Origin of the sequence: Bradyrhizobium sp. CSS354, from assembly GCF_029051725.1 — a bacterium.
GTDB lineage: Bacteria > Pseudomonadota > Alphaproteobacteria > Rhizobiales > Xanthobacteraceae > Bradyrhizobium.
This window is the reverse complement of the sequence record NZ_JAACFU010000005.1, coordinates 23,375-49,092: the sequence shown is the minus strand read 5'-3', so window position 1 is coordinate 49,092 and position 25,718 is coordinate 23,375. Positions and strand designations below refer to the sequence as shown.

22 protein-coding genes are annotated in these 25,718 nt (G+C 64.3%); 14 read left to right on the top strand and 8 right to left on the bottom strand.

The genetic code is table 11. The features are described from left to right. Together GWG67_RS13135 and GWG67_RS13130 are read right to left on the bottom strand one after the other, a co-directional pair. Positions 1–1,374, bottom strand: a complete 1,374-nt coding sequence (locus tag GWG67_RS13135; RefSeq protein WP_275169755.1) for a hypothetical protein — start codon at positions 1,372–1,374, stop codon at positions 1–3. Positions 1,375–1,470: 96 nt separating this feature from the next. After that, positions 1,471–2,730: an allantoate amidohydrolase gene (locus GWG67_RS13130; protein WP_275169754.1), complete on the bottom strand. Its 1,260-nt coding sequence runs from the start codon at positions 2,728–2,730 to the stop codon at positions 1,471–1,473. 404 nt (positions 2,731–3,134) lie between these two features. On the opposite strand from GWG67_RS13130, the gene GWG67_RS13125 reads away from it, so the two are divergent. From GWG67_RS13125 to GWG67_RS13100, 6 genes are read left to right on the top strand one after another with little or no spacing between them, the layout of a single operon-like run. Then, on the top strand, positions 3,135–4,247 hold the full coding sequence (locus GWG67_RS13125) for a BMP family ABC transporter substrate-binding protein (RefSeq protein ID WP_275169753.1): 1,113 nt from the start codon (positions 3,135–3,137) through the stop codon (positions 4,245–4,247). Continuing rightward, entirely contained in the window at positions 4,244–5,356 is a 1,113-nt protein-coding gene (locus GWG67_RS13120) for an ABC transporter permease (RefSeq protein WP_275169752.1), read from the top strand. Before GWG67_RS13125 ends, GWG67_RS13120 begins: the two co-directional genes overlap by 4 nt. Before the next feature lies 1 nt (position 5,357). Next, complete coding sequence (locus GWG67_RS13115; RefSeq protein ID WP_007601468.1) at positions 5,358–6,284, top strand: ABC transporter permease; 927 nt, start codon at positions 5,358–5,360, stop codon at positions 6,282–6,284. Between the two features lie 10 nt (positions 6,285–6,294). Then, positions 6,295–6,978: a cysteine hydrolase family protein gene (locus GWG67_RS13110; protein WP_275169751.1), complete on the top strand. Its 684-nt coding sequence runs from the start codon at positions 6,295–6,297 to the stop codon at positions 6,976–6,978. Beyond that, positions 6,975–8,507 carry an ABC transporter ATP-binding protein gene (locus GWG67_RS13105; RefSeq protein WP_275169750.1) on the top strand — a complete coding sequence of 511 codons (1,533 nt, stop codon included), beginning with the start codon at positions 6,975–6,977 and terminating at the stop codon, positions 8,505–8,507. The genes GWG67_RS13110 and GWG67_RS13105 overlap by 4 nt, the downstream gene beginning before the upstream one ends. A 13-nt stretch (positions 8,508–8,520) precedes the next feature. Then, positions 8,521–9,006, top strand: a complete 486-nt coding sequence (locus GWG67_RS13100; protein ID WP_275169749.1) for a nucleoside deaminase — start codon at positions 8,521–8,523, stop codon at positions 9,004–9,006. A 124-nt stretch (positions 9,007–9,130) separates the two neighbouring features. Here the strand turns inward: GWG67_RS13100 and GWG67_RS13095 are convergent, their stop codons facing one another. Continuing rightward, positions 9,131–10,240 carry a hypothetical protein gene (locus GWG67_RS13095; protein WP_275169747.1) on the bottom strand — a complete coding sequence of 370 codons (1,110 nt, stop codon included), beginning with the start codon at positions 10,238–10,240 and terminating at the stop codon, positions 9,131–9,133. 571 nt (positions 10,241–10,811) lie between these two features. On the opposite strand from GWG67_RS13095, the gene GWG67_RS13090 reads away from it, so the two are divergent. From GWG67_RS13090 to GWG67_RS13075, 4 genes are all read left to right on the top strand, one after another. Next, a complete protein-coding gene (locus GWG67_RS13090) occupies positions 10,812–12,383 on the top strand; it encodes an ABC transporter ATP-binding protein (RefSeq protein WP_275169745.1) in 1,572 nt (523 codons plus the stop codon). Beyond that, positions 12,367–13,458 (top strand): ABC transporter permease, encoded by a 1,092-nt coding sequence (locus tag GWG67_RS13085; protein WP_275169743.1) that lies wholly within the window; start codon positions 12,367–12,369, stop codon positions 13,456–13,458. Before GWG67_RS13090 ends, GWG67_RS13085 begins: the two co-directional genes overlap by 17 nt. Continuing rightward, positions 13,445–14,362 (top strand): ABC transporter permease, encoded by a 918-nt coding sequence (locus GWG67_RS13080; RefSeq protein WP_275169741.1) that lies wholly within the window; start codon positions 13,445–13,447, stop codon positions 14,360–14,362. Before GWG67_RS13085 ends, GWG67_RS13080 begins: the two co-directional genes overlap by 14 nt. Positions 14,363–14,440: 78 nt before the next feature. Continuing rightward, on the top strand, positions 14,441–15,517 hold the full coding sequence (locus GWG67_RS13075; protein ID WP_275170189.1) for a BMP family ABC transporter substrate-binding protein: 1,077 nt from the start codon (positions 14,441–14,443) through the stop codon (positions 15,515–15,517). Between the two features lie 117 nt (positions 15,518–15,634). Here the strand turns inward: GWG67_RS13075 and GWG67_RS13070 are convergent, their stop codons facing one another. After that, positions 15,635–16,984 carry an 8-oxoguanine deaminase gene (locus GWG67_RS13070; protein WP_275169739.1) on the bottom strand — a complete coding sequence of 450 codons (1,350 nt, stop codon included), beginning with the start codon at positions 16,982–16,984 and terminating at the stop codon, positions 15,635–15,637. 153 nt (positions 16,985–17,137) lie between these two features. Between GWG67_RS13070 and GWG67_RS13065 the strand changes: the two genes are divergently transcribed. Genes GWG67_RS13065 through GWG67_RS13055 form a run of 3 tightly spaced genes read left to right on the top strand, consistent with a single transcriptional unit; the run spans position 17,138 to position 22,078 of the window. Beyond that, positions 17,138–17,965: an FAD binding domain-containing protein gene (locus tag GWG67_RS13065; RefSeq protein ID WP_275169738.1), complete on the top strand. Its 828-nt coding sequence runs from the start codon at positions 17,138–17,140 to the stop codon at positions 17,963–17,965. After that, positions 17,962–20,685, top strand: a complete 2,724-nt coding sequence (locus GWG67_RS13060; RefSeq protein WP_275169737.1) for a molybdopterin-dependent oxidoreductase — start codon at positions 17,962–17,964, stop codon at positions 20,683–20,685. The genes GWG67_RS13065 and GWG67_RS13060 overlap by 4 nt, the downstream gene beginning before the upstream one ends. A gap of 22 nt (positions 20,686–20,707) precedes the next feature. Then, positions 20,708–22,078 (top strand): nucleobase:cation symporter-2 family protein, encoded by a 1,371-nt coding sequence (locus GWG67_RS13055; RefSeq protein WP_275169735.1) that lies wholly within the window; start codon positions 20,708–20,710, stop codon positions 22,076–22,078. On the opposite strand, the gene uraD is transcribed toward GWG67_RS13055, so the two are convergent. The 4 genes from uraD to GWG67_RS13035 all read right to left on the bottom strand — a co-directional run bounded on the left by uraD (position 22,075) and on the right by GWG67_RS13035 (position 24,687). Next, positions 22,075–22,962 (bottom strand): 2-oxo-4-hydroxy-4-carboxy-5-ureidoimidazoline decarboxylase, encoded by an 888-nt coding sequence (gene uraD, locus GWG67_RS13050; RefSeq protein WP_275169734.1) that lies wholly within the window; start codon positions 22,960–22,962, stop codon positions 22,075–22,077. The two genes, GWG67_RS13055 and uraD, sit on opposite strands and share 4 nt — an antisense overlap. Positions 22,963–22,969: 7 nt before the next feature. Beyond that, a complete protein-coding gene (gene puuE / locus GWG67_RS13045) occupies positions 22,970–23,905 on the bottom strand; it encodes an allantoinase PuuE (RefSeq protein WP_275169732.1) in 936 nt (311 codons plus the stop codon). Then, positions 23,906–24,319 (bottom strand): DUF3830 family protein, encoded by a 414-nt coding sequence (locus GWG67_RS13040; protein ID WP_007601448.1) that lies wholly within the window; start codon positions 24,317–24,319, stop codon positions 23,906–23,908. It lies immediately after the preceding gene. A gap of 89 nt (positions 24,320–24,408) precedes the next feature. Beyond that, the gene (locus GWG67_RS13035) at positions 24,409–24,687 is read right to left on the bottom strand and encodes a hypothetical protein (protein ID WP_275169730.1); all 279 of its coding nucleotides are present in this window, start codon (positions 24,685–24,687) and stop codon (positions 24,409–24,411) included. Between the two features lie 227 nt (positions 24,688–24,914). On the opposite strand from GWG67_RS13035, the gene GWG67_RS13030 reads away from it, so the two are divergent. Beyond that, a complete protein-coding gene (locus tag GWG67_RS13030; RefSeq protein WP_275169729.1) occupies positions 24,915–25,133 on the top strand; it encodes a hypothetical protein in 219 nt (72 codons plus the stop codon). The last annotated feature ends 585 nt before the right edge of the window (positions 25,134–25,718 follow it).

Below are 25,718 nucleotides of genomic sequence, written 5' to 3'. Positions count from 1 at the left end.
TCAGTCATTCCACTGGAGGAGCGGCGTTCCGTGCGCCCTCCTCCAGACGGAGAGGAAACGCGGAAACCAGGAGTGGGCCACGGCGCCCTCGTAGGCCCAGGTGCGATATTTCAGGCCCTGTTCCGAGATCAGTTCCTGATAGCCGCCGTGGACTTCGGTCGCGGTGCGAATGTCCTTCAATATTCCTTGCGCGCAGGCGCGGTAGGTATCGCTCCCCGAGAATTCGTCATAGTCCAGCATGCGATCCGCGAACTCGACGTTGAACGTCGGCCAGGAAGAACGCCCCTGGTAGGCGGGAGCCGCGATCTTGTGGATCATCTTGTTCCGCGGATTATCCGCGGACACCAGGAAGTGGAATGTGCCGGGGATGCGAAAGCGTGGCTCCCCAATGATCAGATCCGCCGTGGCCGCGAACAGCGCGCGCTCGGCCGGCTCGCTCATATCCCAGAAGCCCAGATGCACGCTGACGAAATCCAGCGCGACCGAGAACACCGGCGAGCCCGTGGGGCCATCCAGGGAATGCCTGATATAGCCACCCTTGCCGAACAGGCCGAGCAGGTCCCTCTTGTACTGCGCCAGGTCGCGTCCGAGCAGCCGCTTCAGCTCGTTCTCGTCGACGATTCCGAGCTGCACGCCCCACACGAACGTCGTGTAGACGCAGGCATTGGTGACGAAACGCCTGCGCTCGGCGCGCGTGTCGGTTGCCGCGGAGCGCGGAGCACTGGCATCGCACAGCAAACACCTCGTGTCGCCCTCATTGAACGGCTCTAGCTCGCTTGCGAGCTGGAGGATCGCGCGCTTCAGATCACCGCCATATTCGGCCAGCAGCAGGCGACCGGCATGCGCGCATTGCGACATCGCCAGGAAGGATGACGCTCTCTCCTCGGCAGAGATCATCTGCTGCAGGCCGGCCAGAATGCCGAGCAGCGTATCCGAGGGGCGCGAGAAATAGTTCACGCCGAGATACCGAAAGCGCCCCGCCGGGACGATGGTCGTCGTGACGACATTGGCGCGAACCGCTTCCAGCAGCAGGCGGACGCTCTTTTCGAGCAGACGAGCCCGCCGCACCGCATCCTGCGAATCCATGATGGTGTCGGGGTCGAGGACGTCGGGATAGAACCAGGCGAAGTCGCGCGGATAGTACGCAGAGGCGTGCGGCGCGCCGGTGACGAGGAAGGACTCGGTTACCGAAAAGGCGCTGTCCATCGAGTGCCGGTAGAGGTCCTCCATGGCCGTGAGCGGATGATGTGACTGCCTCAGGAGTCGATCACCGAGAAAATTCACAGCCTGAATCGCGTTGGCGACGAAGGTCGCCGCCACACCCTGGTAAAACCGGTTTTCGCGATGGGATGGAAAAGAGATGCCGCTGTTCATAGGCGCCGTCGAATGGTGTCTCGTGGTTCGGCGGGAGGCCGTCGCGGCTCTAGACCTGTCTGATTCGTGTCTCTATCCCGTGACTTGCGGGTCAGTTTAGCCTTCCCGCGGCCGAAAATTCTCGATCAGCCGCAGCAACACCCGCGCGCCGGCGTCGGCATCGGCGAGTTCGACATGCTCGTCCGGATGATGGCTGATGCCGCCGCGGCAGCGGACGAAGATCATGCCAACATCGGCAATGTCGATCATGGCCATGCCGTCATGCCCGGCCCCGCTCGGCAGCTCGAACACGGGGAAATCTTCCGCTTGAATTGCCTGCGCGATCTGGTCCTTCAGCCAGGGCGCGCAAGGCGCGGTGCGGTTCTCGTGGGTGACGTCAAGCTGGAGCGTCAATTGACGACGCTTTGCGATGGCTTCGATCTGCCTGACGACATCGGCAACCGCGCGCTTGCGGTGCATGTCGGTCGGTGCCCGCATGTCGATGGTGAACGACACCTGGCCCGGGATGACATTGGTCGCGCCGGGCCTCGCCTGGATGTAGCCGACGGTGCCGACCAGCCCATCCTCGTCGGTGCGGCAAAACTGCTCGATTGCGCCGATGCATTCGGCCGCGCCCGCCAACGCATCGCGCCGGAGCGCCATGGGCACCGTGCCCGCGTGCCCCGCCATGCCGGTCAGCCGCGCGGCAAGCCGTGTCGCGCCCGCGATCGCGGTGACCACGCCGACGGGCAGGTTTTGCGCTTCCAGCACAGGACCTTGCTCGATATGCAGCTCGAGATAGGCAAGCAGCTCGCGCCGGGCCCGCGCGGCCGCGCCGATATGATCGGGGTCGAGCCCGAACTGCACCAGCGCATCGCGCATGGACACGCCATCGCGGTCACGTGTGTTGAGGACGCTCTCGTCAAAGGTGCCGGCCACCGCGCGGCTGCCGAGCAAGGTCGAGGCAAAGCGCACCCCTTCCTCGTCCGCAAAACCGACGATTTCGATCGCGAACGGGAGGCGCTTGCCGCGGCGGTTGAGATCGGCGACGCAGGCGATCGCCGTGATCACGCCCAACGGCCCGTCCCATTTGCCGGCATGGCGCACGGTGTCGTAGTGCGAGCCGAGCATCAGGCAAGGCGCGCCCGGCCCCTCCCCTTCGTAACGCCCACAGACGTTGCCGATCGCGTCGAGACGCGCACTCATGCCGGCGTCGCGCATCCAGCTCAGGATGAGGTCCGCAGCCTTGCGCAGCTCGCTGGTCAGAAAGATGCGGGTGAGCTTGTCGCCTTCTTCCGAGATCGCCGCGAGCTCATTGATCCCTCGCACGATCTCTTCGCCGAGCGATCCATTCTGAACGGCGTTACCAGCAGCCATCTCGGCGAGCTTTCCATCTCTTGGGACCGCAGGGACGGCAATCCGGGCGATAATCGATTCAAGTTCGGTGCCAGCGAAACACGCTGAAGCCACCGTTCCAATCAGCGCGTGGTTAGCATGAATGCGGGTCGCCGGCAGACCACCCGCCCTCGTCCATGCACACGTCCGCGCTGGTTAAGACTGCTTAACTCCATTGCATACAATTACAAAATACTGCCTACAATTTCATCTGCTGATTTCCTGGTCAGGATCAGAACTCGCAAAATACATTCTTATTTTCAATGCGTTATTTGGAAGTGCTCTCTCGGCAACCTCTGGCACGAAGCTTGCGACAATCCATCCCGGGCTCCGCCAGACCGGCGCAGCGCGAGATGAGGCGGTGCATCCGCCAAGGGGAGCAAGCAATGGAATTTGGCAGGATCTCACGACGTCATTTGTTGCAGGGTGGTGCGGCCCTCACCCTCGGCGCGGCGACCGGCGCCCGCCCGTCCTTCGCGGCCGAGACGACCATTGGCTTCATCTATGTCGGCTCGCGCGACGACTATGGCTACAACCAGGCGCATGCGCAGGGCGCCGCGGCGCTGAAGAAGATTCCCGGCCTCAAGGTCGTGGAAGAAGAGAAGGTGCCAGAGACCGACGCGGTCGAGAAGACGATCGAGTCCATGATCAATCTCGACGGCGCCACCCTGCTCTTCCCGACCTCGTTCGGTTACTACAATCCGCACATGGTCAAGATGGCCAAGAAATTCCCGAAGCTGCACTTCGAGCACTGCGGCGGCCTCTGGAGCGACAAGGACCCCAAGAACGCTGGCAGCTATTTCGGCTATATCGATGAAGCCCAATACATCTCGGGCATCGTCGCCGGCTATAGCTCCAAGAGCGGCAAGCTCGGCTTCGTCGCGGCAAAACCGATCCCGCAGGTGCTGCGCAACATCAACGCATTCGCACTCGGCGCGAGGCTTGCCAATCCCAAGGCCACCACGCAGGTCATCTTCACCGGCGACTGGTCGATGCCGGTCAAGGAAGCCGAGGCGACCAACAGCCTGATCGACCAGGGCGTCGACGTGCTGACCTGTCACGTCGACGGCCCGAAGACCATGGTCGAGAACGCCGCGCGTCGGGGCGCCATGGTGTGCGGCTATCACGTCAACCAGTCGCCCCTCGCGCCGAAGGCGTATCTCACGGGAGCCGAGTGGAACTGGGAAGCGCTGTACCCCAAGTTCGTCAAGATGATCGCCGCCGGCGAGAGCATTCCGAATTTCTATCGCGGCGGCCTCAAGGAAGAGATCGTCAAGACCTCACCCTATGGCGAAGCAGTTTCCGCCGAGGCGCGCAAGCACGCCGACGACGTCAAAGCCAAGTTCTTGTCCGGTGACGGCTACGCCATCTTCAAGGGAGGGCTGGTCGACAACAAGGGCAAGACGGTGATCGCGGCCGGCACCGATCGCGGCCAGAAGGATCCCGAGCTCGAGAAGATGGACTATCTTGTGGAGGGCGTGGTCGGGGCGACTTCGTGACGACGGAAGCTGCGGATCCCGTTGAAGCGGTCGGGACGGTTGCCCCGGCAGCCGACGCGGGATTCCTGCAACGTCACGGCGGAGCGATCGAATATGTCCTGATCCCGGGCGTGGCGCTGGTCGGCGCGCTCGGGGTTTTCGGCATCTTCGTCGCAATGTTCGGCAAGAGCCCGCTCGACCTTTATTTCTACATGTACTACGGCGCGTTCGGCACCTGGTTCTCGTGGCAGAACACGCTGACGCGCGCGGCGCCGCTGATCCTCACCGCACTCTGCACGGCGCTGCCCGCGCAGCTCGGCATGGTCATCATCGGCGGCGAAGGCGCACTCCTGATCGGCGCGCTGTCGGCAACCAGCGCGGCGTTGTTGCTTCAGGGCATGCCGCCGCTCATCGTGCAAATCGCCATGGTCATCGCCGGCGTGATCGGCGGCGGCCTGTGGGTCATGCTTTCGGGCGCGCTGCGGCAATATCGCGGCGTCAACGAGACGATCTCGAGCCTGCTGCTCGTCTACATCGCGCTCGCTGTCCTCAACCATCTCGTCGAAGGCGCGATGCGCGACCCCGCCAGCCTCAACAAGCCGTCGACCCGCGAGATCGGCGCCGCCAACATGTTCGGATCGATTCCCGGCACCGACGTGCATTGGGGTCTCGTGTTCGGTCTGATCGCCGCGATCGCCGCCTATATCCTGATCTATCATACCGTGTTTGGCTTCGCCGCGCGCGTTGCCGGCGGCAACATCCGCGCTGCGAAGATCGTCGGCCTCAATGTCAGCAAGCTGATCCTGACCGTTTGCTTCCTCGCAGGCGGCGCCGCCGGCCTTGCCGGCATGGTCGAGGTCGCCGCCGTGCAGGGGCGCACCAATGCCAACCTCGCCGCGGGCTACGGCTTTACCGGGATACTCGTCGCCTTCCTCGCGCGGCACAATCCGCTCGCCATTATCCCCGTCGCGATCCTGCTCGGTGGTATCAGCGCCAGCGGGGGGCTGTTGCAGCGCCGCCTCGGATTGCCGGATGCATCCGTGCTGGTGCTGCAAGGCATCATCTTTGTCTTCGTGCTGGCGAGCGATGCGCTCTACGGCCGCATCGGGTTTCTGAAGGGAAAGTCCTGAGATGGCAGACGGCTCGATCGGACTCTGGACCGTCCCGCTCGCCGTGCTCGGCGGCGCCATTCGCGTCTCGACGCCGTTCCTGTTCGTGAGCCTCGGCGAATGCATCACCGAGCGCTCCGGCCGCATCAATCTCGGCCTCGAAGGCACGCTGGTGATGGGCGCGATGAGCGCCTACGGCATTTCCTACCTCACGGGATCGCCGTGGCTGGGCGTGCTCGCCGCTGGCATCACCGGCGCGCTTCTAGGCGCCCTGCATGCCGGCATCTGCTCGTTGCCGCGCGTCAACGACATTGCGGTCGGCATCGCCTTGATGCTGTTCGGCACCGGGCTTGCGTTCTATCTCGGCAAGCCGCTGATCGAGCCGACAGCACCGCGGCTGCCCGCGATCGATTTCGGCTGGTGGAGCGACATTCCGCAGGTGCGCGCGGCACTACGGGTCAACGTGCTCTTCCTGATCGGCGTCGCACTCGCGCCAATTCTCTACTGGGCCTTCCGGACTACGCGCTGGGGCCTCCTGATCCGCACGGCCGGCGAGAGTTCGGATGCCGCGCGTGCGATGGGCCACTCCGTGCTGCTGATCCGCCTGCGCGCGACCATGGTCGGCGGCTTCCTCGCCGGCATCGGCGGTTCATTCCTGTCGCTGTTCTATCCCGGAAGCTGGAACGAGGGCCTGTCATCGGGCCAGGGAATCACGGCCGTGGCGCTCGTGATCTTCGCGCGCTGGGATCCCTTGCTGTGCCTGTGGGCCTCGCTCGCCTTCGGCGGCGCCGCGGCGCTGGGCCCGGCGCTGCAATCGGTCGGCGTCACCTCCGGCTACCACCTCTTCAACGCCGCACCCTACATCCTGACCCTGGCGATCATGATCATCACCTGCTCGCCGAAGCGCACGCTGACCGGAGCCCCGGCCGAATTGTCGATCACCCGCTAGGAAGCGAATCATGCCCGAGCGCACCATCAAGTCCGAGCCCTATGCCTGGCCCTACAACGGCGACCTCCGTCCCGAGAATACCGCGCTCATCATCATCGACATGCAGACCGATTTTTGCGGCGTCGGCGGCTATGTCGACAAGATGGGCTATGACCTGTCCCTAACGCGGGCGCCGATCGAGCCGATCAAAAAACTGCTGACGGCCATGCGGAGCCAAGGCTTTCACATCATCCACACCCGCGAGGGCCACCGTCCCGATCTCTCGGATTTGCCCGCCAACAAACGCTGGCGTTCGCGGCAGATCGGCGCCGGCATCGGCGATCCCGGCCCGTGCGGTCGCATCCTGGTGCGCGGCGAGCCCGGGTGGGACATCATCCCGGAGCTCGCACCGCAGCCCGGCGAACCCATCATCGACAAGCCCGGCAAGGGCTCGTTCTGCGCCACCGATCTGGAGCTGATCCTGCGCGTCCGCGGCATCGAGAACGTCGTGCTCACAGGCATCACCACCGACGTCTGCGTTCACACCACCATGCGGGAGGCCAACGACCGCGGCTTCGAATGCGTACTGCTGCACGATTGCTGCGGTGCGACCGACAAGAGCAACCACGAGCACGCGCTGAAGATGATCAAGATGCAGGGCGGCGTGTTTGGCGCGGTCTCGACCTCCGACGCTTTCATCGGAGCGATTTCATGATCGTCGGCGAAACGCCGCCGCCATCGGGCGCCTTCGGCGTCGATGCTATCGCCATGACCATGCGCTTCGGTGATTTCCTGGCGCTGGACAATGTCGCGCTGAAAGTGCGGCCGGGTTCGTTCCATGCGCTGCTGGGCGAGAACGGCGCCGGCAAGTCGACCCTCGTCAAATGCATCATGGGCTACTATCACGCCACCGAAGGCGACATTCTGGTCGGCGGGCGCGAGCAGGCGATCGGCAATCCGAAGGACGCCCACGCGCTCGGCCTCGGCATGGTCTACCAGCACTTTACGCTAGTGCCGGCGATGACAGTCGCCGAGAATCTGGTGCTGGCCCGCGATGACGTGCCGGCCATGGTGAATTGGTCCCGCGAGATGAAGGACCTCGAGGCCTTTCTCGCGCGGATGCCATTCAAGGTGCCGCTCAGCGCAAAGGTCTCCGACATCTCCGCAGGCGAGCGCCAGAAGTGCGAGATCCTCAAGCAACTCTACCTGAAGCGCCGCTTCCTGATCCTGGACGAACCGACATCAGTGCTGACGCCGGCGGAAGCCGACGAGGTACTCGGCATGCTCCGTGACATGGTCGTTAAGGGCGAGCTGACCATCCTGATGATCACGCACAAGTTCCGCGAGGTCATGGCCTTCGCCGACGACGTCACGATCCTGCGTCGCGGCAAGCTCGCCGGCGCCGGCAAGGTTTCCGAACTGACGCCGGACGCGATGGCGCGCACCATGATCGGCGCCGAGGAGCTGACGGTACAGCCGCCGCGCACCGGAGAGGCCGGCAAGGCGAGGCTGGAGCTGGCGAAGATGCGCGCGCTCGACGACGCCGGCGCTATCGCCGTGCATGACGTCTCCCTCACGGTTCGTGCCGGCGAGATCGTCGGCATCGCCGGCGTCTCCGGCAACGGCCAGCGCCAGCTCGTCGAGGTGCTGGCCGGGCAGCGCGAAGCTGAAAGTGGCGAGATTCGCGTCGCCGGCGCCCCCTATCACGCCAGCCGCGAGGAGATGCGGCGGCACAATATGTCACTCCTGCCGGAGGAGCCGCTGAAGAACGCTTGTGTCGGCGGCATGAGCGTCGCCGACAACATCGCCTTCCGCGAGTTCGACCGCGCGCCCTTTGCAAGCCTCGGCTGGTGGCTCAACCGCGGCGCCTTCCGCGTCGACGCCAGGAAGAAGATCGCCCAGTACAAGATCAAGACCCGCACGCCCGACACGCCGATCTCGGCGCTGTCGGGCGGCAACGTCCAGCGCGCCGTGCTGGCCCGCGAGCTCGGCGGCGGCGTCGAGGTGCTGATCGCGGCCAATCCCTGTTTCGGGCTCGATTTCGCCGCGGTAGCGCGAATCCATGCCGAGATCATGGCAGCACGCAACCGCGGCGCCGCAGTGCTGCTGGTCAGCGAGGACCTCGACGAACTCCTTGAACTCTCCGATCGGCTGGTGGTGATGTTCCACGGCGAATTCGTGTATGAAGCACGGACCAGCGAAGCCGATCTCACCGTGGTCGGCCGGCATATGGCGGGGCATTGACCAGGGGGGAGCGATGAGCGGCGGGTCCGAGCGCGACGAGCACTTCCTCCGCCTCTCCTTCGCGGTCGCCCGCCGTTCCCTCACCCACGGCAACCATCCCTTCGGCTGCATCGTCGTCGATGCCGAAGGCAAGGTCCTGATCGAAGCCGAGAACGGCTACATGCCGGATCACGACGGCACCGCGCATGCCGAGCGCCTCGCCGCGACTCAGGCCTGCCGCACGCTCGGCCGCGAGGTTCTGGCGAAGGCCACGCTCTATTCCTCCGCCGAGCCTTGCGCGATGTGCGCGGGCGCGATCTACTGGGCCGGCATCGGCCGTGTCGTCTATGGCCTCAGCGAGCACCGCCTGCGCGACATCACCGGCGATCATCCGGAGAACCCGACGCTCAACCTGCCCTGTCGCGAGGTCTTTACCAGGGGCCAGCGGCCGACAGACGTTGCGGGGCCGCTGCTCGAAGACGAGGCCGAAGCGCTGCACGACGGCGTGTGGACGAAGTAGGTGGCCTCCGCCCCGCGCTCACCGAAGGGCCGCCTGAAGGTACCCAGCCCATCCCACAAACGAAGATGACGCCGCGGAGGTTTGACGCGGCGTCATCGTCATTCACCTGAAGAATGTCAGGTGGTTAGAACTTCACAGTGATACCCGAGTAGAGCGAGGACTCGGTGCAGGATCCGGTGCTCACCTTCGTACCACCGACGAAAGTGGTGCACGCAAAGGCATTGTTGTGATCGAGGCCGAACTTGTTCTGCCAGTAGCGATAGGCGACCCAGACGTCCACGAAGTGCGAGTACTTCTCACCCCAAATCGCCTTCGAGGCATCGAGGGTCAGGCGGATCGGCTCGGAATTGAACTCGACCTTGGTCGGGTAGACGTTGTTGGCAACGCTGGCGGGAAGCGGCTCGGTGTCTGTGCCCTTCTTGCCGTACCACGCCGCGCGGCCGCTGATCGAGAAATACTGCATGTTCTGCGGCAGGAAGCCGAGGTCCATATAGTAGTTGGTTTCGATCGCCCAGGTCGGCTTGAACGACGTGTTGCCGTCGGCAATACACGGCGCGGACCAACCGGCGCCGCACTGCGAGAAGGAGTTGTGGTTGGCGAACTCCCAGTACACCAGCGGCGCGACGTTGAAGTAGCCCTTGTAGGGAAGATCGAAGGCAAACTGCAGACCGGCGACAACGTCGCGCTTGGCGGCGCCGAAATACCGGTTCTCCGTGTTGGCATCCATGCCAACCTCGAACGAGATGTTATGCAGCGGCCCCTGGGTGAAGGCCTTGGTGTTGAAGATCTCGTTCCAGCCGAAGGTCGAGCGGAACAGGCCATAGATTTCTGTCGCGCCGGCACAGCTCGTCGGCGTCGCTGCGAAGCCCGCAGCCGGCGAAACGACCACGCCTGTGGCGGTACAGGGGCCGGCCGGATCGTTGTGGTCCGACTTGAACATCGAGATGGTGAAGAAGTTGGTGCCGTAGGTCCAGGCATCGAAGTGGGTGAACGAGTAGACCTGCTTCGTCGTCTTGGCGTTGATCACGCCGTTGGTGTTGGTGAACGCACCGGGCTGCGACGCATTGAAGATATAGGAGAAGGTGACGCGGTCGTCGATCACCAGGAAGAACGGAAGGTCCGCCGCCTTCTTGGCAGCCTTGACCGGCAAGTCGGCTGCCTGAGCCAGGCCACCGGTAGCGAGCGTAGCAAGTGACAGCGCCGCCGCCGCAATTGCCTTCATACGAAACGACATCCGAATACCCCCAAGTTTGGACACGTAAAAATGAACGTCCCTTGGGTGCGACACTTGCGCCGATCTCCAGGAGTGAGAAGCCTCAACTTGTTTCAAGGCATGCCGCTTGTTTGCACAGAGCACTGCGCTTCACCGGCGGATTCGGAAGGCCAACCTCACCACCACGCGGTCAGGCGAGAGCGGCCACTGCCGGATAATTCCATTTGATTTCGCTCCCTTTTCATGTCGAGCGGGCAAGGCAGACAGGAGCGGCGGAAGCGACTGTCGCGGTGTTCGCAAATGCATACGCGTGATGGCGCGTCTCTGCTCAACTTCACATCAAGCCTGCATAGCGGGTTCCGATTTGGTTTGATCCGTCACAAATTTGCAACAGGCGGCACGCGCAAGCCGGGACTGCAAAGGCTGTTCGGGAGGCATTTGAGGACGATCGCCGCCCGGCGAGAGCCGCGACTCGCCGACACCACCTGGCTGCCGAAGCGTTGAGCAAGGGATGACGCTTTTTCACACCTTACGCGACGGTTCAAACTAGCCCAGTATTGAGGCACTTCATCCCATGCAAGCGCATCAGCGAATGTTGGATCCCACGGCTAACAGCCTGCATTCCGGCGAGTCCCCGCTCTTCAGGACGATCGGGCTCACCAAGCGCTATGGCGATTTCCTCGCCAACGATTCCATCGACATCGACATCTGGCCAACGGAAATCCACGCGCTGCTCGGCGAGAACGGCGCCGGCAAGTCGACGCTGGTCAAGGCGATCTACGGGCTGATCCAGCCCAGCGCCGGCCAGATTTGCTGGCGGGGCCAGCCGATCGTGCAGTCCGGTCCCTCGGAAGCGCGCAGCCGCGGCATCAGCATGGTGTTCCAGCATTTCTCGCTGTTCGACAATCTCACCGTCGCCGAGAACGTCGCACTCGGCCTCGACGGGAAAGAATCCTTCAAGGACATGTCGGCGCGGCTTGAGCAGGTGTCGAAGACTTATGGATTGCCGCTCGATCCCAAACGCGAGGTCTGGCAATTGTCGGTCGGCGAGCGCCAGCGCATCGAAATAGTTCGCGCGCTGATGCAGGATCCGCAATTCCTGATCCTTGACGAGCCCACCGCAGTGCTGACGCCACAGGAAGCCGACCAGCTCTTCGTCGTGCTGGAGCGGCTCAAGGCCGAAGGTCGCGCCATCCTCTACATCAGCCACAAGCTCGAAGAGGTGAAGCGCCTGTGCGACACGGCAACGATCCTGCGCGGCGGCAAGAAGGTGGAGACCTGCAATCCAAGGCTTGAGACCGCCGCGTCGCTCGCGCGCATGATGGTCGGCGGCGAGATCAAGGAGGTGAAGGCGGCCGCCGGCCGGCAGACCACCGTGCCGCGCCTCGTCGTCAACGACCTCTCGCTCGCCCCGGGCGAGGCGCATGGCGTGCGGCTCGAGCACATCTCGTTCGAGCTGAAAGGCGGCGAGATCCTCGGCATCGCCGGGGTCGCCGGCAACGGCCAGGACGAACTGTTCGCCGCGCTGTCCGGCGAACGCCTCTCGAAGGATCCCGGCACGATCGTGATCGAAGGCCTTGCTGCCGGCCATCTCTCGATCACGCAGCGCCGCAAGCTCGGCGCGGCCTTCGTTCCGGAGGAGCGGCTCGGCCACGGCACGGCGCCGCGCATGAAGCTTTCCGAGAATGCGCTGCTCACCGGGCACGCCGCCAGCGGCATGGTCCACCACGGCTTCATCGATACTGCGGCCACTCTGAAGACTGTCGACCGCGCAACCAAGACGTTTGACGTCCGCAAGGCCAAGCGCGATCCGGAAGCAGCATCCCTCTCCGGCGGCAATTTGCAAAAATTCATCGTGGGACGCGAGATCCTGCGCAATCCCGCGGTGCTGGTGGTGAGCCAGCCGACTTGGGGCGTCGACGCCGGCGCGGCCGCCGTCATCCGCCAGGCGCTGCTTGATCTCGCAACGGCAGGCGCCGCCGTGCTCGTGACCAGCCAGGACCTCGACGAACTCGCGGAAATCGCCGACCGCATCGCCGTGATGTTCCATGGCCATCTGTCTGCGCCGCTCGCCACCAGCGAGGCGACGCGCGAAAGACTAGGCTTGTTGATGGGCGGCAGCACGCTGGAACCGAAGGAGGCCGCGCATGCAGTTGGTGCTTGAGAAGCGCGCCGAGCGCTCCAACACGATCGCACTGATCTCTCCGTTGATCGCGATCGGCCTCACGATCGTGACCATGGTCATCCTGTTCGCGATTCTCGGCAAGAATCCGCTGCTCGCCCTGCAGGCGTATTTCATTGCGCCTTTGACCGACAGCTATTCGCTCCAGGAAATCGCGGTGAAGGCGACACCGCTGGTGATGATCGCGATCGGGTTGTCGCTCTGCTATCTCGCCAATGCCTGGAACATCGGCGCCGAAGGGCAGTTCCTGATCGGTGCAGTCGCCGGAAGCTGGATTGCGGTGAAGACGCAGGGCACCGACGCCGGCGCGTGGGTGCTGCCGGTCATGCTTGTGCTCGCCGCCGCCGCAGGCGCGCTCTATGCGCTGATCCCGGCAATCTGCAAGGTCAAGTTCGGCGCCAGCGAGATCCTGACCAGCCTGATGCTGGTCTATGTCGCCGATCTCTTCCTCGACTATCTCGTGCGCGGCCCCTGGCGCGATCCGCACGGTTTCAACTTCCCGACCACGGCCGAATTCGATCCGGTCGCAACGGTGCCGCTGCTGATCGAAGGCGGCCGGCTGCATCTCGGCTCCATCATCGCCCTTCTCGTCGTCGCCGCGGTGGCGATCCTGCTCGGGCGCACCATCAAGGGATTCGAGATTCGCGTGGTCGGTGCGGCGCCCCGCGCCGCGCGGTTCGGCGGCTTCAATTCCAACCAGTTGATCATCCTGACCTTCGCCGTCTCGGGCGCGCTGGCGGGCCTCGCCGGCATCATCGAGGTCGCGGGTCCGGTCGGGCATCTCCAGCCCGGCATCTCGCCGGGTTACGGTTTTACGGCGATCATCGTCGCCTTTCTCGGCCGGCTGAACCCCCTTGGGATATTAATTGCAGGCCTTTTTCTCGCGTTGACCTTTATCGGCGGCGAGCAGGCGCAGATCGCGATGAAGATTCCGTTGGACGTCACCAAGGTATTTCAAGGCATCCTGCTGTTCTACGTGCTCGCCTGCGATTCCCTCATTCTCTATCGCTTCAAGCTGGTCTTCCCGAACCGACAGGTGGCTCGTGGAACTCATTGAAGCGATCATTCTCGCAGTGCTCGCCGCCTCGACGCCGCTCCTGATTGCGGCGACCGGCGAGCTCGTAACCGAGCGCTCCGGCGTGCTCAATCTCGGCGTCGAGGGCATGATGATCATCGGCGCCGCGTCTGGCTTTGCAGGTGCGTGGCTGACCGGCTCGATCTTCATCGGCGCACTGTTCGGCATCGTCGCCGGCACGTTGATGTCACTGGTCTTCGCGTTGATGGCGCTCGGGCTTGCAGTCAACCAGGTTGCGACAGGGCTGGCGCTGACCATCCTGGGCGTCGGACTCTCGGGCCTGATCGGCGCCGGTTTCGTCGGCGAACGCATCACGCCGGCGATGCATCTCAACATTCCCGGTCTCACGGATATTCCGCTTATCGGCCGCGTGCTGTTCGGCGAGGACGCCTTCGTCTATTTCTCGCTGGCGCTGGTCGTCGGCGTCTGGTGGTTCCTGTACCGCACGCGGCCAGGATTGATCCTGCGCGCCTGCGGCGACAACCACGTTTCTGCGCATGCACTCGGCTACCCCGTACTGCGGATCCGAACCATCGCCGTGATGTTCGGCGGCGCCTGCGCCGGGCTTGCCGGCGCTTATCTGCCGCTCGCCTATACGCCCTTCTTCATTCCGGGCATGACCGCGGGTCGCGGCTGGATCGCACTGGCGCTGGTGGTGTTTTCGTCCTGGCGGCCAGGCCGCCTCGTGGTCGGCGCCTACCTGTTCGGCGCGGTGACGATCCTGCAGCTGCACGCGCAGGGCTGGGGCGTCGGCATTCCCTCGCAGTTGATGTCGGCGCTGCCTTACCTTGCGACCGTCATCGTTCTGGTCCTGCTCTCCCGTGCGCGCACGGGCGGATCGACCGCACCGGCTGCGCTCGGCACCGTGTTCGTGCCTGACCGCTAACGTTTCATTTCCGCGCCGTGTGCGATGGGGCGCACACGTTGCGGATCGTGGCTTTCCCCTGATGTTTGGAGATTGATGATGAGGAAATCACTTCTTGCGCTGGCTGCCGGGCTCTTGCTTGCCGGGAGCGTCAGTGCAGCCTCCGCCGCCGACAAGCTGAAAGTCGGTTTTATCTACCTCGGCCCGGTCGGCGACCTCGGCTGGACCTATCAGCATGAGCAGGCACGACAGGCGCTGGTGAAGGAGCTCGGCGACAAGATCGAGACCACCTTTCTCGAAAACGTGCCTGAAGGCCCGGACGCCGAGCGCTCCATCGAGCAGCTCGTCCGCGCCGGCAACAAGCTGATCTTCACCACCTCGTTCGGATACATGGATCCGACGCTGAAGGTCGCGAAGAAATATCCGAACGTGCATTTCGAGCACGCGACCGGATACAAGCGCAACCCGAACATGTCGACCTATTCGGCCAAATGGTACCAGGGCCGCTACATCCAGGGCCTGATCGCGGCCAAGATGTCGAAGTCGGGCGTGCTCGGCTATATCGGCTCGTTCCCGATTCCCGAGGTCGTCTCCGGCATCAACGCAACGATCCTCGCCGCGCAGACCATCAACCCGAACATCAAGGTCAAGATCATCTGGGCCAACACCTGGTTCGACCCGGGCAAGGAGGCCGACGCCGCCAAGGCGCTGATCGACCAGGGTGCCGACGTCATCATGCAGCACACGGATTCGCCGGCGGCAATGCAGATCGCCAGCGAACGCGGCAAGCTCGCCTTCGGCCAGGATTCCGAGATGATCAAGTTCGGGCCGAAGACCCAGCTGACCTCGATCCTCGACACCTGGGGTCCCTATTACATCGCCCGCGTCAAGGCCGAGCTCGACGGAACCTGGAAATCCGAGGACAGCTGGGGCGGCCTCGACAGCCACATGTTCGCGATGGCGCCCTACACCAACATGCCTGACGACGTGAAGAAGATCGCCGAGGATGCCCAGGCCGCGATCACCGCGGGCAAGCTGCATCCGTTCAAGTGCCCAGTCCTTGGGCAGGACGGCAAACCTGTCGAGTGCAAGGGCGGCGCCAATCTCGACGACGGCCAGATCCTCGGCATGAATTTCTATGTCAAAGGCATCGACGACAAGCTGCCGGGCAAGTAGCACGCTTCTTGCATTGCCTAGATCACCTGCTCCTCCCGGAACAGGTTCGGAGGGGGTGGCCAGAAGCACCCGGCACTTGTGGTCGCCCCCTCTTTTTATTTTTATTTTGCGTGGATATTATCCGGCCTGCATGGCCCGCGCCGCCGAACTGTGGCGCTGGATGACGTCTGCCACATCAAGGCCGGGGATCGCGCCGTCGATTACGGCCCATTTTCCTGCCACCATCACCCTGTCGGCCCGATGCGCCCCGCACAGCACCAGTGCGGCCAGGGGATCGCCGTGACCGGAGAAGCGCAGCTCGTCCAGCCTGAACAGCGCGAGATCGGCCGCCTTGCCGACGGCGATCTCGCCGAGTTCCGGCCGGCCGACGCAGGCCGCCGAGCCCTTGGTGGCCCAGCGCAGCGCATCCTTGTGACTGACCTTCGTGACGCCGTAGCGCGCCCGTTGCAGCAGGAACGCGGCCCGCACCTCCTGCATCAGGTTCGATCCGTCGTTCGAGGCCGAGCCATCGACGCCGATGCCGATGCCCACACCGGCCTCCTCCATCTCGCAGACGGGGCAGCAGCCGCTGGCCAGAAGTTGGTTGCTGCAGGCGCAATGACTGATCGTCGTCTTCGCCTTGCCGAGCCGCTTCATCTCGTCTGCATTGAAGAAGATGCCATGGGCGAGCCAAGTCCGCGCATTGAGCCAGCCGCATTGTTCGAGATAGTCGAGCGGACGGCAGCCAAACATCTCTTGGCAGAACCTGTTCTCGTCCTCGGTCTCGGCAAGATGTGTATGCAGGCGCACGTCGAGCTTGTCGGCGAGATCGGCGGTGGCGCGCATCAGGGACGTCGACACCGAGAAGGGCGAGCAAGGTGCGAGCGCGATCTGCACCATCGCATCCGCGCCGCGCTGGTGGTGCTTGCCGACCACGCGCGCGCTGTCCGCGAGTATGGTGTCCTCATCCTGCACGACGCTATCGGGCGGCAAACCGCCGTCGCGCTGCGATAGGTTCATCGAGCCGCGCGTGAGCAGCACGCGCACGCCGAGCCGCCTGGCCACCGCCACCTCGATATCGACGGCGTCTTCGAGCCCTGCCGGAAATACGTAGTGATGATCCGTCGTGGTGGTGCAGCCCGACAGCAGCAGTTCAGACATCGCCACCGTGACACCGAGATCGAGCGCATCTGGCGTCAGCTTCGCCCACACCGGATAGAGCGCCTGGAGCCAGGGAAACAGCTCGCGGTCCATCGCCGCCGGCAGCGCCCGCGTCAGCGTCTGGTAGAAATGGTGGTGGGTGTTGATGAGGCCCGGCAGCACGACGTGGTCGCCGGCATCGAACACCGCGACGTCAGCGGTTGCGGGCGCAGCGCCGGCCGGCACCAGCTCGATGATCTGGCCGCCTTTCACCACGATCCCGCGCTCGGCGCCATCGGCGAGGATAGCCAGGGGATCCCTGATCCAGATCGGCTTTGCGTCGTTCATGAACCTGCTCCTCCTCACATCCGCTGACGACAGGCCTGCAAGGCAGGTACCGGCCTGATGGCGCTTTTGCTGCGACTTGTTGTTGCGACTTGGCGCTCGTCTTGCAAGACTTTCTCCTGGCTCGATTCACTCATTGGAAGCGTTGGCGTCGCCATGGACTTGAATACCATCACAGCGGTCGCCCATCCGCAAACGCGCACGCAGCTGCCCGTTTGGACGCCAGGTGATGCTTGGCTCGCGGGCGGCACCTGGTTGTTCTCGGAGCCGCAAGTTCACCTGACTCGGCTGATCGATCTCACCGACCTCAAGTGGCCGGCACTGACGGTCACCGAGAGCCATTTCAGCATCGCGGCCACCTGCACCGTTGCGCAGCTCGATGGATTCGTCTGCCCACCCGACTGGCTCGCGGCGCCGCTGATCAACCAGTGCTGCCGCGCCTTCCTTGCTTCGTTCAAGATCTGGAAGACGGCGACCGTCGGCGGCAATCTCTGCATGTCGCTGCCGGCGGGACCGATGATCTCGCTCACCGCTGCGCTGGAGGGCGTCTGCACCATCTGGAAGGCCGGCGGCGGCGAACAGATGATGCCAGTGGTCGACTTCGTCACCGGCAACCAGCGCAACCTTCTGCTGCCGGGGGACCTGCTCCGGCAGATCGATATTCCGATCGCCGCGCTGAAGCGTCGTACGGTCTTTCGCCAGATCTCGCTGGCGCCGGTCGGCCGTTCGGCGGCGCTCCTGATCGGCAGTCTGGATGTCGATGGCACGCTGACGCTCACGGTCACCGCATCGACGGTAAGGCCGATCCGATTGTCCTTTCCCAAACCACCTGACGCCAAAGCGCTTCGCGACGCCATCGCGCAGCAGATCACGGACGATCTGTACCACACCGACATCCACGGCAAGCCGCTCTGGCGCAAGCACATGACACAGCGGCTTGCCGAAGAGATCCGTGACGAACTCCTCGGAGCGCCGCCGTCATGAGCTTCGAGGTCAACGGCAAGCCGTTTTCGCAGAGCCCGCGCGCCGGCCAGTGCCTGCGCACGTTCCTGCGCGAGCTCGGTCATTTCGGCGTCAAGAAGGGCTGCGACGCCGGCGATTGCGGCGCCTGCACCGTGCTGCTGGACGGCGAGCCGGTGCATAGCTGCCTGATCCCGGCCTTCCGCGTCGAAGGCCGCGCCATCACCACGATCGAAGGTCTGGGCGGAGACGCCGGCGCGCATCCGATGCAGCGGGCTTTCCTCGATGCGCAGGGCTTTCAATGCGGCTTTTGCACCCCCGGCATGATCCTGACCTGCGCCTCGCTGAACCAGGCGCAGCGCACCGATCTCGTCGTGGCGCTGAAGGGCAATATCTGCCGCTGCACCGGGTATCGTTCGATCGAGGATGCGTTACTCGGCAAGTCCAATATTGAGGAGAGCGTCGAGGCCGGCGCCGCATTCGGCCGCAGCCTGCCGGCGCCAGCAGGCCCCGATGTCGTGCGCGGCAAGGCGCGCTACACGTTCGACACGCAGATTGACGGCTTGCTGCATATCAAGCTGCTCCGTTCACCGCACGCCCACGCGAGGATCGTCGCGATCGACACGTCGGAAGCGCTGAGCGTTCCCGGCGTGCACGCGGTGCTGACGCATGAGGATGCGCCAACCACTCTGATGTCGACCGCGCGGCATGAGAAGGACTGGATGGATCCCGAGGACACCCGTGTCCTCGACGAAATCGTCCGCTTCATCGGCCAGAAGGTCGCCGCCGTGGTCGCAGACAGCGAAGCCGCCGCCGAGGACGGGTGCCGCCGGCTGAAGGTCAGCTACGAGATTTTGCCCGCGCTGATCGATCCGGAGCAGGCGATGGCGCCGGGCGCGCCCATTATTCATCCCGATCGCACCACCGCCAATCGCGTCGCCGACGCCCAGCGCAATCTCGCTGCGGAGACGCATGGCGAATTCGGCGACGTGGCGGCTGCGCTCGCGACATCCGCCGTCACCTTCGAGGGCACCTTCCATAGTCACCGTGTGCAGCATGCCGCGCTGGAAACCCATGGCGGCCTCGCCTGGCTCGATGCTTCCGGCGTACTCAACGTTCGCACCTCGACGCAAGTGCCGTTCCTGACCCGGCGCGCGCTGTCTGATATCTTCGAGCTTCCCATGGACAAGGTCCGCGTCTTCTGCGAGCGCGTCGGTGGCGGCTTTGGCGGCAAGCAGGAGATGTTCGTCGAGGATATTCTGGCGCTCGCCGCGCTCAAGACCGGACGGCCGGTGAAGCTGGAGCTCACCCGCGAGGAGCAGTTCATCGCGACCTCGACGCGGCATCCGATGCGGGTCCACGTCAAGGCCGGTGCAGACGCGGACGGCAAGCTTACCGCGCTTCAGCTCGACGTGCTCTCCAACACCGGTGCCTACGGCAATCACGCCGGCCCGGTGATGTTCCACTCGCTGGCCGAGTCCATCGCCGTCTACAATTGCCCGAACAAGCGGGTCGACGGCACCGCGGTCTACACCAACACGGTGCCGGCAGGCGCGTTTCGCGGCTATGGCTTGCCGCAAACACTGATCGCTGTCGAGGCCGCGATCGACGAACTGGCCAAGCAGCTCGGCATCAGCCCTTACGAGATACGCCGGCGCAACGTCGTCAAGCCCGGCGATCCCATGCTGTCGCCGCCGCCGTCGGAATTTCACGACGTGCAATACGGCTCCTACGGGCTCGACCAGTGTCTCGACCTCGTCGAGCACGCGATGCAGGCTGATGGCCCGCAGCCGGACCTGTCGCCGGAGTGGCTGATCGGCGATGGCGTCGCGCTGACCATGATCGATACGGTGCCCCCGGCGGGCCATCTTGCAGATGCGAGGATCGCGCTCAACGACGACGCCGGCTTCGACCTCACCGTCGGCACCGCCGAATTCGGCAACGGCACCAGCACCGTGCACCGGCAGATCGCGGCAACCACGCTTGCGACCACCGTCGACCGCATCCGCCTGCGCCAGTCCGATACCGCCCATGGCGGCCACGACACCGGCGCCTATGGCAGCGCCGGCATGTTCGTCGCCGGCAAGGCGACGCATGCCGCAGCCATGCAGCTTGCGGCCGAGCTGAAGGCGGCCGCCGCCGGCGCATGGCTCTGCGACGTCGGCAGCTGCACGCTCGAGGGCGAAGCCGTCGTCAGTGGCGTGCGGCGGATGTCCTTTGTGGAGCTGGCAAAGCTCGCGCGCGAACGCGGACAGCCGTTCGCAGGCGCCGGCAATTCCGGCGGCACGCCGCGTTCGGTCGGCTTCAACGTGCAAGGCTTTCGCGTCGCCGTAAACAAGGGCACCGGCGAGCTCCGGATTCTCAGGAGCGTGCATGCGGCGGATGCCGGCGTCGTCGCCAATCCCATGCAGTGCCGCGGTCAGGTCGAAGGCGGGGTCGCGCAGGCGCTCGGTGCCGCGCTCTACGAGGAGATGGTGATCGACGCTGACGGCCGCGTCACCAACCCCAAATTCCGCGACTACCACCTGCCCTCTTTCGCCGACGTGCCCCGCACCGAGGTCTTCTTCGCCGAGACATCCGACACGATCGGACCGTTGGGCGCGAAGTCGATGAGCGAGAGTCCGTACAATCCGGTCGCCGCCGCCCTCGGCAACGCGATTGCCGATGCCACCGGCATCCGCTTCACTGCGCCGCCATTCAAGCCAGACCGGCTGTTTCCTGCGCTGCACGACAAATTTGGATAGGCCTATTTCGGGAGATTGATTCATGACCAGCGAGGTGCATCCCGTCGACGAAGTCCTGCCGGTTCCACGTCTGCTCGCGCTCGGGCTCCAGCATGTGCTGGTGATGTATGCCGGCGCGGTCGCGGTGCCACTGATCATCGGGCGCGCGCTGAAGCTGCCGCCGGAGGATGTCGCTTTCCTGATCAGCGCCGACCTGTTCGCCTGCGGACTTGCGACGCTGGTGCAATGCCTCGGTTTTGCTGGCGTCGGCATCCGCCTGCCCGTGATGATGGGCGTGACCTTCGCATCCGTGGGTCCGATGCTGTCGATGGCGAGTGCGCCGGATATCGGATTGCTCGGCATCTACGGTTCGGTGATCGCGGCCGGCCTGTTCGGCATCGTCGCGGCGCCGTTCGTCAGCCGGCTGCTGCCGCTGTTCCCGCCCGTCGTCACCGGCAGCATCATTCTCGTCATTGGAATCTCCTTGATGCGGGTCGGCATCAACTGGGCCGGCGGCGGCCTGCCGACGCTGACGAAGGTGGTCGACGGCGTCGTCGGTAGTTTTCCCAATCCGGCCTACGGACAGTTGCAGGGGCTAGGTCTTGGCCTGATCAAATGGGGCACCGGCTTCCTCGCCAACGTCTCCGTGCTGCTTGGCATCATCGCCGGCGCCGTGCTCGCGACCATCCTGGGCGTGATGCATTTCGACAAGTTCGCTGCGGCGTCCTGGGGCGCGCTCGTGATCCCGTTCCGCTTCGGCATGCCGCAATTCCATCTGGTACCAGTTATCACCATGTGCGTCGTCATGGTCGTGGTGATGATCGAATCACTGGGCATGTTCCTGGCGCTCGGCGACATCACCGGCAAGACGGTCGACCGCGAAGCCCTGAGCCGAGGCCTGCGCGCCGACGGCGTCGGTACGCTGCTCGGCGGCATCTTCAACACCTTCCCGTACACGTCGTTCTCGCAGAATGTCGGCCTCGTCTCGGTCACCGGCGTGCGCTCGCGCTGGGTGACGGTCACGGGCGGCTGCATCATGCTCGTGCTCGGCCTGTTGCCGAAGCTCGCCGCGCTGGTCGAGGCCGTGCCGCTGGTCGTGCTCGGCGGCGCCGGCCTCGTGATATTCGGCATGGTCGCCGCGACAGGCGCCCGCATCCTCACCTCGGTCGACTTCCGCAACAATCGTTACAATCTCTTCATCGTCGCGATCTCGATCGGCTTCGGGCTGATCCCGCTCGCCGCACCCGGCTTCTTCAGGAATTTGCCGCACGATCTCCAGCCGCTGCTGGAGTCCGGCATCCTGCTCTGTGCGATCGTCTCCGTGCTGCTCAATGCTTTCTTCAACGGGTTGAGCGGAGGAGCTGCGGCGGAAGCGGATGCAGCAGCAGTCGCCTCATCCGCGCAACATGTTTAGCTGCCGCGGTAGGTCGAATAGCTCCAGGGCGTGACCAGCAGCGGCACGTGGTAGTGGCTTTCCGGCTCGCTGATCGCGAAGCGCAGCGGGATCTCGTCGAGGAACGGCGGATCTGACAGCGGTACGTTGCGCTCGGCGTAATATTTGGCGACGCTAAACCGGAGCTCGTAGCGGCCGATCGGCAGCGGCCGGCCGCCGATCAGCGGCTGGTCGGTACGGCCATCCGCGTTGGTGACGGCGCGCGCGATCACGCGGCTTTCGCCAAGCTTGGCGAGCTCGACGAGTTCGACACGAATGCCCGGCGCGGGCTTGCCGGCGTGATTGTCCAGCACATGCGTCGAGAGCCAACCGTGCACTTTCAGCTTGTCGTCAGCACTGACGAGCTGGTCCAGCCGCAGCGCAGCGATGCGGGAGATTTCCTCGAGCGCACGGCGTGTCTCGGTTTTGGCAATGTTCTGCAGTCGCGACTCGAAGTCACGCAGAATGGAATCCTTGGTGTGCCGGCGCGCGCAGACGATATAGGGGATACCAAATTTTTCGCGATACGCATCGTTCGCCTGCTCGAAGGCCGCATATTCGGTGTCCGACAGACGGTCTAGACCAGCGCTGCTCTGCTCAGCAGTCGAGTCAGGCGTGAGTCCCGCTGCGCGCTGGGTCTTGTTCGCGAGGTCGGGATGCGCGCGTATCAACGCCAGCTGCACCTCGGGCTCAGCGCTCGCGATCGCCGCCTTGATCGCGTCGAGCAGTGAATTGATGCCGGCAAACGGACGGCGCGCCGCGGCTTCTTGGGCAATCCAAGGCGAGTACTCGACCACGTTTTCAAGTACGGCCACGAAATCATCGAAGCTCGCGGCATTGAGATCAGACAAGGCGATCTGTGACATTGCTTCCCTATCCGATCTCGAATGCATCGTCGGCAAGGCCCGCGTGCTTGTCGTGCCAATGCTGTGCGATCTGCAACCGCGTCGGCACCCAGACGCGCTCGTGCTTGCCGATGTAGTCGAGGAAGCGGATCAGGCCCGCCGCGCGGCCGGGGCGGCCGGCGAGACGACAGTGCAGGCCGACCGACATCATCTTCGGCGCGTTCTCGCCTTCGGCATAGAGCACGTCGAAGGCATCCTTCAGATAGGTGAAGAACTGCTGGCCTTCGGCAAAGCCTTGCGGATTGATGAAGCGCATGTCGTTGGCGTCGAGCGTATAGGGAATGACGAGCTGCTTGCTGCTCGCGCCCTTGACCCAATAGGGCAGATCATCGGCATAGGAATCGCTGAGATAGAGGAAGCCGCCCTCCTCCATCAACAGACGGTTGGTGTTGATCGAGGAGCGTCCGGTATACCAGCCGAGCGGCCGCGAGCCGGTCGCTGCGGTGTGGACGCGGATCGCTTCCGCGATTTCCGCGCGCTCCTGCGCCTCGGTCATGTCCTTGTGCTCGATCCACTTCAGGCTGTGGCTGGCGATGTCCCAGCCCGCCTCCTTCATGGCGGCAACGATTTCCGGATTGCGCTTCAGCGCTGTGGCGACACCGAACACGCTGGTCGGCCACTTCCGCTCGCCGAACATCCGCCACAGCCGCCAGAAACCGGCGCGCGAGCCATATTCGAACATCGATTCGATATTGGCGTGGCGCTGGCCGGGCCAAGGCTGTGCGCCGAGCACGTCGGACAGGAACGCTTCCGAGGCAGGGTCGCCATGCAGGATGTTGTTTTCGCTGCCCTCCTCGAAATTGACGACGAACTGCACCGCGACCCGCGCGTCGCCGGGCCATTGCGGGTGCGGCGGGTTGCGGCCGTAACCGCGGAGATCGCGCGGGTAGCGGGTACCAGTCACTCAGACTTCCTCGAAGCGGATCGGCAGCGCGCCCTTCCACAGCACGCTCTTGCCGAGCGTTGCCAGATTCTCCAGGCCGGAGGTCAGCGTGATGAAATGGTTGCCGGCGAGCTGGCCCATCTTGCTCGCGAAGTGCACGCCGCCATAGGCCATCAGGATCTCGGTCTCGCTGATGCCGCCGGGATAGAGGATGATCTGGCCGGGTGCGGGATAGCTGGTGTGGTTCTCGTAGCCGACGCCGAAATCGAGGTCGCCGAGCGGCATCCACACGCCCTCGCCGCTCCAGCGCACGTGGATGATGTGGCTTTCGAACGGCAGCGCCTTGCGGAACGCGGCGACAGTCTTGGGCGCCGCTTGCTCCTCGAAACGGGCATCGAAGGTGAAGTCGCCGGCGCGGATAACGAGTTTGGTCATCTCATCTCTCTGGATCGGGGGTGGTGGCCCCACGGGGAATTTTCAGGCAAAGAGCACTCCGTCGGGCTTCGCGCAAGGGGCGCGGCCCCTTACCTGCGGTCGTAGGACCAGCCGAAAACGCCACTCCGCCGCGTCTCCGGCTCCGGCTCGGCGGCGGGCTGCGGCGCCTCCCTCAGTTCCGCCTGCGGCGGCGGAGGCGGCACCGGCAGATTTTCGCATTTCATGGAGTAGACCAGCTTGCCGTCCGCGGTCCGCCCGATCGGCGCGCAGGGGTCCGGATGCGCCGCCGATGTTTTTGGGGTCAGCTTGACCTGCGCCACGGCCGGCGAGGCGATCAGCAGAAAGACCAGCAGATATTTCGACATCATTGTCGCCTGAAAACCAGATCTGGTCCATTGAACCGGATTGCGCAGGTCAAGTCCATCGGGGCTACGGGCGCGATTGCCGAATATTTAGCCGAGGCTAGAAAATTGGCTCGCCCCAATGTGATGTCGCGAGCGCTGATATCGGCTGGGCGCGTCGCCATGTCAGCCGCGACGGCGACCACACAAAACACACATCTCACGGCCGGGCGTCGTCACGGGAGAAAGAAACAATGCAAAGGACTTTCATCATTCTCGGCGCGACGCTGATTGCCGCCGCCACCATCCAGACCGCCGCGGCGAACGACCGCCGTCATGTCCGCAAGGCGCAGCCCCATCCCATCACCCAGTCGGTGCGCGACTCCAACGCCGCGCTCTGGCCGTCGCAGCCGACCGGGCCCGACTGGTCGCGCTATTCCAACTGCGCGATGTCTGCACCCGCGGGACGGTGATATTGAAAGCTTAGAGTTCGGTTGCTCCTGGTCATCGTGAGCCAATCGTGTCCCGGACGCGCTGCAGCGCGCAGCGTTGCTGCGCAGAGCCGGGACCCAGGGGCGACACGGCGTAATGCGGCGAGATGGGCCCCGGCTCTGCAGCGCACCGTCGAAGGGACGCTGCGCTGCGTCCGGGGCACGAGAGCGGAGCGTGAGGCACGTTCTCTCCACGTCGTCATTGCGAGCGCAGCGACTTGTCCGCCGAAGCTTTAGCGAAGGCGGAAGCAATCCAGAATCCCCGCGCGGCGGCAGACTGGATTGCTTCCGCTGCGCTCGCAATGACGGAGTATGAGGGAGTAGCGCCAATCTTCCAGTCGCATTTTTGAGATTCAGACACGCCTTCGCGTCCTCGCGGTCCTCGCCGCGGCGCTGGCAACCACCTTCTATTTGATCGCCTAGCCGAGGAGCCGCCTGAACCTATGTCGTGTCGGTCAGCATGGGAAAACCGTGCGGAGTCCTCCATTGGCTCAGAGTGTCGCGAGGTCTGCTTCCTGAGGTTTCCAAGGCAGCATCGCCCAGAACCTGCGGCGGCTGGCGTCGCTG

Bases quoted from the DNA above. Each gene is read 5' to 3' on its own strand.
- GWG67_RS13070 (WP_275169739.1), bottom strand. From the start codon at position 16,984: ATGAACGACGCAAAGCCGATCTGGATCAGGGATCCCCTGGCTATCCTC.
- GWG67_RS13100 (WP_275169749.1), top strand. From the start codon at position 8,521: ATGAGCGGCGGGTCCGAGCGCGACGAGCACTTCCTCCGCCTCTCCTTC.
- GWG67_RS13035 (WP_275169730.1), bottom strand. From the start codon at position 24,687: ATGATGTCGAAATATCTGCTGGTCTTTCTGCTGATCGCCTCGCCGGCC.
- GWG67_RS13125 (WP_275169753.1), top strand. From the start codon at position 3,135: ATGGAATTTGGCAGGATCTCACGACGTCATTTGTTGCAGGGTGGTGCG.
- GWG67_RS13055 (WP_275169735.1), top strand. From the start codon at position 20,708: ATGACCAGCGAGGTGCATCCCGTCGACGAAGTCCTGCCGGTTCCACGT.
- GWG67_RS13090 (WP_275169745.1), top strand. From the start codon at position 10,812: ATGTTGGATCCCACGGCTAACAGCCTGCATTCCGGCGAGTCCCCGCTC.
- GWG67_RS13040 (WP_007601448.1), bottom strand. From the start codon at position 24,319: ATGACCAAACTCGTTATCCGCGCCGGCGACTTCACCTTCGATGCCCGT.
- GWG67_RS13110 (WP_275169751.1), top strand. From the start codon at position 6,295: ATGCCCGAGCGCACCATCAAGTCCGAGCCCTATGCCTGGCCCTACAAC.
- GWG67_RS13075 (WP_275170189.1), top strand. From the start codon at position 14,441: ATGAGGAAATCACTTCTTGCGCTGGCTGCCGGGCTCTTGCTTGCCGGG.
- GWG67_RS13130 (WP_275169754.1), bottom strand. From the start codon at position 2,730: ATGGCTGCTGGTAACGCCGTTCAGAATGGATCGCTCGGCGAAGAGATC.
- GWG67_RS13135 (WP_275169755.1), bottom strand. From the start codon at position 1,374: ATGAACAGCGGCATCTCTTTTCCATCCCATCGCGAAAACCGGTTTTAC.
- GWG67_RS13115 (WP_007601468.1), top strand. From the start codon at position 5,358: ATGGCAGACGGCTCGATCGGACTCTGGACCGTCCCGCTCGCCGTGCTC.
- uraD (WP_275169734.1), bottom strand. From the start codon at position 22,962: ATGTCACAGATCGCCTTGTCTGATCTCAATGCCGCGAGCTTCGATGAT.
- GWG67_RS13065 (WP_275169738.1), top strand. From the start codon at position 17,138: ATGGACTTGAATACCATCACAGCGGTCGCCCATCCGCAAACGCGCACG.
- GWG67_RS13095 (WP_275169747.1), bottom strand. From the start codon at position 10,240: ATGTCGTTTCGTATGAAGGCAATTGCGGCGGCGGCGCTGTCACTTGCT.
- GWG67_RS13060 (WP_275169737.1), top strand. From the start codon at position 17,962: ATGAGCTTCGAGGTCAACGGCAAGCCGTTTTCGCAGAGCCCGCGCGCC.
- GWG67_RS13030 (WP_275169729.1), top strand. From the start codon at position 24,915: ATGCAAAGGACTTTCATCATTCTCGGCGCGACGCTGATTGCCGCCGCC.
- GWG67_RS13105 (WP_275169750.1), top strand. From the start codon at position 6,975: ATGATCGTCGGCGAAACGCCGCCGCCATCGGGCGCCTTCGGCGTCGAT.
- GWG67_RS13085 (WP_275169743.1), top strand. From the start codon at position 12,367: ATGCAGTTGGTGCTTGAGAAGCGCGCCGAGCGCTCCAACACGATCGCA.